The 7,559-nt window shown below is 38.6% G+C and carries 12 protein-coding genes; 1 reads left to right on the top strand and 11 read right to left on the bottom strand.

Features of this window, described 5'->3' with window-relative positions:
* Positions 1–174: 174 nt before the first annotated feature.
* The 3 genes from SPD53_RS19160 to SPD53_RS19150 all read right to left on the bottom strand — a co-directional run bounded on the left by SPD53_RS19160 (position 175) and on the right by SPD53_RS19150 (position 3,139).
* Positions 175–1,017, bottom strand: a complete 843-nt coding sequence (locus SPD53_RS19160; protein ID WP_336253507.1) for a DegV family protein — start codon at positions 1,015–1,017, stop codon at positions 175–177.
* A gap of 223 nt (positions 1,018–1,240) precedes the next feature.
* Positions 1,241–1,936 (bottom strand): response regulator, encoded by a 696-nt coding sequence (locus SPD53_RS19155; RefSeq protein ID WP_188856296.1) that lies wholly within the window; start codon positions 1,934–1,936, stop codon positions 1,241–1,243.
* A gap of 63 nt (positions 1,937–1,999) precedes the next feature.
* The gene (locus SPD53_RS19150; protein ID WP_188856295.1) at positions 2,000–3,139 is read right to left on the bottom strand and encodes a sensor histidine kinase; all 1,140 of its coding nucleotides are present in this window, start codon (positions 3,137–3,139) and stop codon (positions 2,000–2,002) included.
* 167 nt (positions 3,140–3,306) lie between these two features.
* Here SPD53_RS19150 and SPD53_RS19145 point away from each other — a divergent pair, with 167 nt between their 5' ends.
* Positions 3,307–3,954, top strand: coding sequence for a YigZ family protein (locus SPD53_RS19145; protein WP_336253506.1), 648 nt, complete (start codon positions 3,307–3,309; stop codon positions 3,952–3,954).
* A 56-nt stretch (positions 3,955–4,010) separates the two neighbouring features.
* Here SPD53_RS19145 and SPD53_RS19140 read toward each other — a convergent pair whose 3' ends face one another.
* The 8 genes from SPD53_RS19140 to SPD53_RS19105 form a co-directional block, all read right to left on the bottom strand.
* Positions 4,011–4,166, bottom strand: coding sequence for a hypothetical protein (locus SPD53_RS19140; protein ID WP_188856294.1), 156 nt, complete (start codon positions 4,164–4,166; stop codon positions 4,011–4,013).
* 230 nt (positions 4,167–4,396) lie between these two features.
* Positions 4,397–4,885, bottom strand: coding sequence for a VanZ family protein (locus tag SPD53_RS19135; RefSeq protein ID WP_336253505.1), 489 nt, complete (start codon positions 4,883–4,885; stop codon positions 4,397–4,399).
* 324 nt (positions 4,886–5,209) lie between these two features.
* A complete protein-coding gene (locus SPD53_RS19130) occupies positions 5,210–5,542 on the bottom strand; it encodes a helix-turn-helix domain-containing protein (protein WP_156855621.1) in 333 nt (110 codons plus the stop codon).
* A gap of 50 nt (positions 5,543–5,592) precedes the next feature.
* The gene (locus SPD53_RS19125) at positions 5,593–5,739 is read right to left on the bottom strand and encodes an anti-repressor SinI family protein (RefSeq protein ID WP_229782573.1); all 147 of its coding nucleotides are present in this window, start codon (positions 5,737–5,739) and stop codon (positions 5,593–5,595) included.
* Positions 5,740–5,934: 195 nt separating this feature from the next.
* A complete protein-coding gene (locus tag SPD53_RS19120) occupies positions 5,935–6,597 on the bottom strand; it encodes a hypothetical protein (protein WP_336253504.1) in 663 nt (220 codons plus the stop codon).
* A 33-nt stretch (positions 6,598–6,630) separates the two neighbouring features.
* Entirely contained in the window at positions 6,631–7,203 is a 573-nt protein-coding gene (sipW, locus tag SPD53_RS19115) for a signal peptidase I SipW (protein WP_336253508.1), read from the bottom strand.
* Positions 7,187–7,339 carry a hypothetical protein gene (locus tag SPD53_RS19110; protein ID WP_336253503.1) on the bottom strand — a complete coding sequence of 51 codons (153 nt, stop codon included), beginning with the start codon at positions 7,337–7,339 and terminating at the stop codon, positions 7,187–7,189. Before SPD53_RS19110 ends, sipW begins: the two co-directional genes overlap by 17 nt.
* Positions 7,336–7,559, bottom strand: a 224-nt coding sequence (locus SPD53_RS19105) for a hypothetical protein (RefSeq protein WP_336253502.1), incomplete at its 5' end; no start/stop codon positions are given. The genes SPD53_RS19105 and SPD53_RS19110, both read right to left, overlap by 4 nt.

The following is a 7,559-nucleotide window of genomic DNA, read 5'->3' as shown; positions in this document are numbered from 1 at the left end:
TTATCGATTGGAGGAGTGTGAAGTTTGCTAGTTGCTGGGCGCTGGAGCCGGACGTGGCTAGCCCTGGATACCTAAGTTATCACAGCATTCTTATTTTATAGTTTCTTACTACATTAAAAAACAGCCGTAAAAGACTGTTTTTTTGGATTGCGCATAAAGCTGCTAACCTACTTCTTATTTCTCGTACCAGCCGACTCCGATCGCTTTTTCGCCGAGGTGAGTACCGATAACTGGTCCGAAGTAGGAAATGGACGTTTCGATATTTGGATATTTTTGTTTGAAATCTTTTTCCAATGCTAGAGCTGCTTCCTCGTCATTCGCATGAATGAAGCTTACCTTCAAGTCTTTCCCTTTTTCCGCTTCTGCTTCAAGCATGCCAATAAGGCGGTTCACCGCTTTCTTACGGGTGCGGATCTTTTCAAATGGGACAATTAATTTATCTACAAAGTGAAGCACTGGTTTAACTTGCAGTAAGCTTCCGACAATAGCTTGAGCATTTGAAAGTCGTCCACCCCGAGTCAAGTTCGTTAAATCATCGACCATAAAATAAGCACGCATCGATTGTTTCATTTCATCCAGGCGGACAATAATTTCTTCCGGTGTTTTATTTTCCTTGCTAAGCTTCACGGCTTCGTAAACATAAAAAGCTTGGACAAAACAACTTGCTTCTGAATCATAAGCATACAAATCAATGCCTTCAACCATTTCACCAGCACTTAAAACAGCCTGGTACGTCCCGCTGATTCCGCTGGATAGATGTACGGAAATAACAGCATCATAATCCTCAGCAAGCTGTTCAAGCTTCTCCGCGATATAGCCGATGGAGGGCTGGGATGTTGTCGGCAGTTCTTTATAACTTTTTAGTTTCTCATAAAATTCTTCTGTTGTAATATCAATTTCCTCACGGTAAGATGTATCATCAAATACGACGCTCAATGGTACCATATGAATGTTTAGTTCTTCACGAATTTTCGCCGGAATATAAGCTGTACTATCTGTCATGACAGCAATTTTCATCGTTTACCTTCTCCTTCATTTCACTATTTTTATTTTAAAGTATGTATTCTATAATCCCAAATGTATGACCTATATTTTACATGAAAATCGGAAAAAATTCATTAAACATCAACATAATTTCCCAAATAAAAAACCCTCGTTTTAACAAGGGTTTTTTAGGTTATATATGAAAACCATAAAAATATCTCGTAGGTGTCTAATATTGCTAGCGATAGCCTAAGCTTTACAATACCTCTACCCAGCCTTTTTTAATTGCCGTTACGACGGCTTGGGTTCGGTCGTTAACATTCATTTTCTGCAGGATATTACTAACATGGTTCTTTACTGTCTTTTCACTTATATATAAAGTTTCTGCGACTGCACGGTTACTCTTACCATCAGCAAGCAGTTGGAGTACTTGACATTCACGCTTCGTAAGCAAATGAAGTGGTTTACGGTATTCAACAACTTTATCACCAGCACCTGCTGCAACGCTATCCGTAGCAAGACGACGATACTCTTTTACTAAATTATGGGTAACTTTTGGATGTAAGTAAGAGCCGCCTTCACTAACTACACGGATCGCTTCGATTAAAGAATCAGAATCCATTTCCTTTAAAAGATACCCCTGTGCACCAGTTTTTAATGCATGGGTAACATAAGCTTCATCATCGTGAATGGATAAGATGATGACTTTCGTTTCTGGGAAATAACGGACTAAGTCAGCTGTGGCTTCAATTCCATTAATATTCGGCATGTTGATGTCCATCAAGACAACATCTGGATTATTTTCTTTAACAAGCTTTGCCGCTTCTGTACCGTCATCTCCTTCTGCGATTACTTCAAAGGATGATTCAAATTCTAAAATCCGCTTCACTCCTTCACGAAATAACTTATGATCATCGATTAGTACAATCTTAATTATATTGTCATTTACCATCTGTACTTCCTCCCAAAAATCATTTAATTGTCGATTTGTTTTATTCGTGAATACTTCGGTGTCTTATTCTGCTGCGTCAGGAACGCGTATGATGACAGTCGTTCCTTCATTTTGTTTTGAACTAATGTCTAATTCTCCGCCCAACATGTCCACACGTTCCTTCATGCCAACAAGACCAAAAGAATTCTCGTTCTTTATATTTACATCGAACCCTTTTCCATTATCTTTAATAATCATGATGATATTCTTTTTCTGAATTTGTAATTTCACTTGAATAAGTGTCGGATTGGCATGTTTAATTGCGTTTTGAACAGACTCCTGCATTAACCGGAATAAAGCAACTTCATATTTATCATTCAGACGCTTTTCTTCCCCTAAAAAGACAAAGTCGATGTCAATTTGGTGGAAGTCAATAAGATTTGCAATATATTTCCGGATTGTCGGTATCAGTCCTAAATCGTCAAGTGCCATCGGACGTAAATCATAAATTATTTTTCTTACCTCATAGAGTGATGAACGGATCATTTTTCGTACACTTTGAAGCTCATCTATTGCCGCCTTAACGGAATTCTCATGCAATACCCGCTCGATAATTTCCGAACGGAGCAGAATGTTTGCAAGCATCTGGGCCGGACCATCGTGGATCTCACGGGATAATCTTCTACGCTCTTCTTCCTGCGCTTCAATGATTTTCAGACCGAATGCCTGTTTTTCTTTTGCAGTTTCAATCAGCTCATTAACCTGGAAGAAATCATCTGCAAGATATTGTTCGACCACCGAAATCTTGCTTGTAATCCCTTCCGCTTTATTAATTGTATCATATAGATTAACGAGTCGGCGCTCGATATCGTCGCGTTTTTTTCTTAAGTCTGCTTCTTTCTCCCTGTACACCGTCATCTGTGCTTGTAATTGATGGGTATCCTTGTAGGCCTGATGAATATCATTTTCCGTGTAGCGAACGAAATCTTTACTTACCTCTGCTAGACGCTTCCGAGAAGCCCGCATGTCGATTTCCAAGCGATCGCCTTCTTCTATGTACTCTATTATAAGTCTTTTCGTTTCCTCCAGTTCTTTTTTTAGGGTATCATATTCGTGACGAGCCTGTTCACTAATATTAAAAATTTCATTCTTACTACTCTTGACTACACGAATCATTTCATCGATGACCTGATCAATTGCTTTTTCACTATTTTTGATCAACATCGTTACCACCACCCTGTATGTTATAATATACGCGATACATTTCATTTTTCATAGGGTCTATTCCCTACTTCCACGTTTTCAGAACTTTTTACCTAATATTATCTACCGATATGAAGTACTCTATACAGGGATAAGATTGCCCAAAGAAGATTATAAGGAGTGATTCAATGCTATCACACTATTTTACCGTAAAACAAGAAGGACAGGACGAAATAATCATTCAGAAATCCCGATTTATCGGCTATATACGTCGTGTCGAAACGGAAGAAGAAGCTCAATCGTTCATCCAGGAAATTAAGAAGAAGCATTACGATGCTACCCATAACTGCTCTTGCTATATGATCGGAGAAAATAATGAAATTCAAAAAGCAAATGACGATGGAGAGCCAAGCGGGACTGCCGGAATACCCATGCTGGAAGTATTGAAGAAACAGAATCTGAAAGATACTGCAGTAGTCGTGACCCGCTACTTTGGAGGGATTAAGCTCGGTGCAGGAGGTCTGATCCGCGCATACGGCAATACGACAAGCCAAGCAATTAAAACGACGGGAATTGTAAAACGAGTATTGATGCAAGGCGTGTCCGTTACGGTCGACTACGGTCTGCTCGGTAAATTGGAAAATGTGCTAAGACAATCTGATCATGTTCTCGAAACGATAAATTATCTGGAGAATGTTGAATTTATCGTTTATGTCGAAGCTGGGGAAAAGGATAATTTCAAAGATTGGATGATAGATTTAACAAATGACCAGGCAGATATCCACTTTACAGATGAAAAATATCTAGAAATCGATGTTGAAAGCACAACAGAATAATTTTCTATTAAAAACAAAAAAGCTCCATTCATTTATTAGAATGCAGCTTTTTTTCTTTACTTGACTAAAGGATGTTGAGATTTCACACCAATATTTGTTGTAAGTTCATTTATTAATGTGCGAATTAATTCTTCAGACGTTTGAATCTTTTCATTTTCAGTTTCGTCGATTATTTTTCTTAACATATTCTTGTACCGCTCTTGCTCACCCATAACTCTATTCCCGCCTTTTCATTGCTTTCAATTCTAGTGTTTTTGAAGTCTAGCGTTGTAACAGTTGTCATTGTAAGCTTTCTCTAGAGGTTGGTGAATCAATGTTATAGCTTACGTACTAGCTTTGGGTTTTTTTAACTTTTCATATAGGACATTATACAACTTTTTTCATAGATTTTCATCTTTTTTCGCAATTTTTATGAGATATCTTAGGGAAAGCTTATTAAAAGCTATTTGGACAGGCTCCTTTTACGAATGATAGTTAGGAGAACCACAGCAATTAAACCACCCATGCTGTCAAGGAAAACATCCCCAATATATGGTGTACGGTTCGGGGTGAACCCCTGATGAATTTCATCCATAATAGCATATGCAACGGTTAGTAAAAAGGCAAGTAATAATTGGATTTTAAATCGCAAACTCGTTGTCCTAGCAAGTGCAATCTTAAACAAACAAGTAAGGAAGAGAAAAACAAATACATGGGCACCTTTTCGAATGAAGAATTCTACAATCCCCTCTACACCATGAGTTTCGATGCTTACAACGGATCCGTTATATGTAAACCGCACCTCATTTACCAATGGTTCGAGAAACTCCAAGTTCACAGATTCACCTAAAAATGGTTTCATATCCTGCTGTTCATATGGTGTAGCGGAAGAATAGAAGATCATGCCCATCCAAAGAACGGGAAGCAGCCAATACAAATATTTTTTATCCAATCGGAAAACTCTCCAATCTATTCACAATGTAACAAAGGTGGAAGTTCCCTTACCGTAAGTTTCGCGGGACTGGGAGTGTGAAGTTTCATATTTTCTCACTCGTCGTGCTGCAAACATACTCGGTGAAGAAACATTCCTCGCAAAGCAGCAAGCAGTAATTCACTTGGGCTTTACTAGGCGCAGAGCGAACTTGGCTACTCTTGGCAACTTCAGTTTTCTAGAGCTTATTTATTTTATCGTATTCCATGCAGTAAAAAACCATAGTATAGGAAGATACCATGGTTTGCAGATTTTCTTGGGTTAATGTAGAGAAAAATGAGGCGACTACTCTGACTCTTGTTCTTTTCTCCATTTATTAAACTCGAGATATTCTTTAAATTGTTTCTTGGAAACTCCTGATTGCATTGCTTCCAACACAATTTCAAGCCATTCCCGGTCCAGATCTTTAATTTCGACTTCATCACTATTATAGAGAAGTTCATTGACAGAAACTCCTAAAGCTTCACTGACTTTCTCAATAAATTGAATGGATGGGTTTGTTTGCTTATTCCGTTCAATCGAACTCAAATATGATTTGGCTACCCCAGCTTTTTCTGCTAATTCTGATATGGACATTTTTTGTTCTGTTCTGAATGTTTTAATTCGTTCACCAAGCAAACCCACTCACCTACTTTCACTCGAATTATATCATATAATAGGTGAGCCTTCTATCCTTTGTTTATTGTTTTAATAATTTCCTTTTGTTCTTCAAGGAAAAAACGCACCTCTTCTTTCTTCAATCCGATCTCTTTCGCCTGTAAGATTAATCCGACCCACTCTAAATCCACCTTCACAGTTTTTTCCGTTTTCTGCACCTTGCCGCCTCCCGTATAAATCAATCCTTTTTGTAGTATCACTTCGTTCGCCCCATTAGTAGGACAGATGAACTGTAAACTGTTGGTTCCTTACTATGTCTATTATACTATATAATTGATTGAATAATTTGACTTCATTTGTCGACTTTTCTTATTCGGGAAACGTAATAGCGCCAGAAAATGTTGGAACTTGCTTCATGCTTCCAAGCGTCTTTTTCTTTCATTCAGGTAGCTTATCAGAGCACCTATAATAAGTAGGAGAAAACCAATAAACAAGTAAGTAAATATATAGGTCGCCGTTTTCGGTAAAACGGAGCCAATCCCTTTACCGGGGTTGGATAAAGAATCGCCCTCTCCTTTAGTTATAGTAGATATCAAACTTTCATCATCTGCAGTCCTTGCTGTAAATTCAAAACGGAAAGCTGCGGTTAAACCTTGATATTCATTCCCTAGTTCTTCCGGGAACTTTAAATCAAACTTAATGATTTCTTCCGTCTGAGCTGTAAGCGGTCGATCAACTACTCCCTCATAATCTTTCAGTTTCCCGTAAAAGACAACTTCGTCCAAATACATAATCCGCAACAATAACCCATTATATAAAGCTGGGTCCCCAACATTATTCAGCTCCATCGTGTAAAAAAGATCTCGCTTGTTATTATTTTTAATGGTAAGAGTTCGGTAGGCAATGTCGCCTGGCTTCATATTCTCCAGTTGATATATTGCTTCGTCCGGGTAACGTTCAATCATTATTTCTTCCTTGGCCGTCTTCCCGCTAACTGTATTCACATCAAAACTCACGAAACATAAAATCAGCAGGAATACGACAGGAAGATGAATATATAATCTCCGTCGTTTCATATACACCTTCCTACTTCTGTGTTTATCTGCCGATTATTTTGCGTCAGCATGCTCACTTTCTTCCTGCATATCGATTCTTCTAATTGCAAGTGTAATTGTAATGAGCGAATAACCAACCATTAAAATACCGGGAAGGACTAAAAATGCTAGCGCACCATTGGGCGATTGGGCAAAGGAGGCGATATAACCGATATATGGAACGGTAAAACCTTCATAACTTGCGACAACATTGGCAGCAAGAACTGCTTCTCTGTCCGGTCCATTATTGTTATCCCCTTTCGTTGTATACAGTGAACCATCCACAGTTTGTTTCACTTCGATAATGCGGTGCGTGACGAGTTTATTTTCTTTTTCCATAAAGGTAATGACATCGCCAACTTTGAGATCATTCTTCTCCTGTTCTTGAAGTGTCTTAACAGCAATAACGGAATCTGTTTGGATTTCCGGCTCCATCGAACCAGATAATACTGTCTTTAGTTGGAATCCTGCGACCTCTGGCGTACCACCTTGTAGTTTCGTCACGATGACTAATCCAGCTACAGCTACTAATAAAGCGATGAGTATCGTGGAAACAATACGATTCAGCCATTTAAATACCGTCTTCATTTTCACTTGCTCCTTCCTCCTCTTTCTCGTCCTCTTCCGGGTTAACGGATTCTTCCTCCACTTCCGGCTGAGAATTTTGTTCTGTTTCTTCGAGCGCTTCTTTCGGTTCCACTGCTTTTGATGTTTTATCTGTCACTTCTTTTGGATTTTTTCTTTTACTTCCCCTATTCGTTGCTCTTCTTCCATGTCTTTTTCTTCTTCAGATTCATTTTCTTCCACAATAACTTCTTCCTCGGCCTCTGCATGGATGTTACTGACTACTGTATAACTTTCCGTAAAAACAGCCCCTGTTGCCGTGTTCAAATAAGTTAAAGTAAACAATAATAAATACGAGATTAGAACGAGTTTACTAATAA

The organism is Oceanobacillus sp. MO10714A (genome assembly GCF_037072045.1).
Taxonomy (GTDB): domain Bacteria; phylum Bacillota; class Bacilli; order Bacillales; family Amphibacillaceae; genus Oceanobacillus; species Oceanobacillus indicireducens.
The sequence above is the reverse complement of the archived record's forward strand: the minus strand, read 5'-3'. Positions and strand labels throughout refer to the sequence as shown.

Excerpts from the sequence above, each read along its gene's own strand:
- SPD53_RS19160 (WP_336253507.1), bottom strand. The coding sequence starts at position 1,017 with ATGAAAATTGCTGTCATGACAGATAGTACAGCTTATATTCCGGCGAAA.
- SPD53_RS19155 (WP_188856296.1), bottom strand. The coding sequence starts at position 1,936 with ATGGTAAATGACAATATAATTAAGATTGTACTAATCGATGATCATAAG.
- SPD53_RS19150 (WP_188856295.1), bottom strand. The coding sequence starts at position 3,139 with ATGTTGATCAAAAATAGTGAAAAAGCAATTGATCAGGTCATCGATGAA.
- SPD53_RS19145 (WP_336253506.1), top strand. The coding sequence starts at position 3,307 with ATGCTATCACACTATTTTACCGTAAAACAAGAAGGACAGGACGAAATA.
- SPD53_RS19140 (WP_188856294.1), bottom strand. The coding sequence starts at position 4,166 with ATGGGTGAGCAAGAGCGGTACAAGAATATGTTAAGAAAAATAATCGAC.
- SPD53_RS19120 (WP_336253504.1), bottom strand. The coding sequence starts at position 6,597 with ATGAAACGACGGAGATTATATATTCATCTTCCTGTCGTATTCCTGCTG.
- sipW (WP_336253508.1), bottom strand. The coding sequence starts at position 7,203 with ATGAAGACGGTATTTAAATGGCTGAATCGTATTGTTTCCACGATACTC.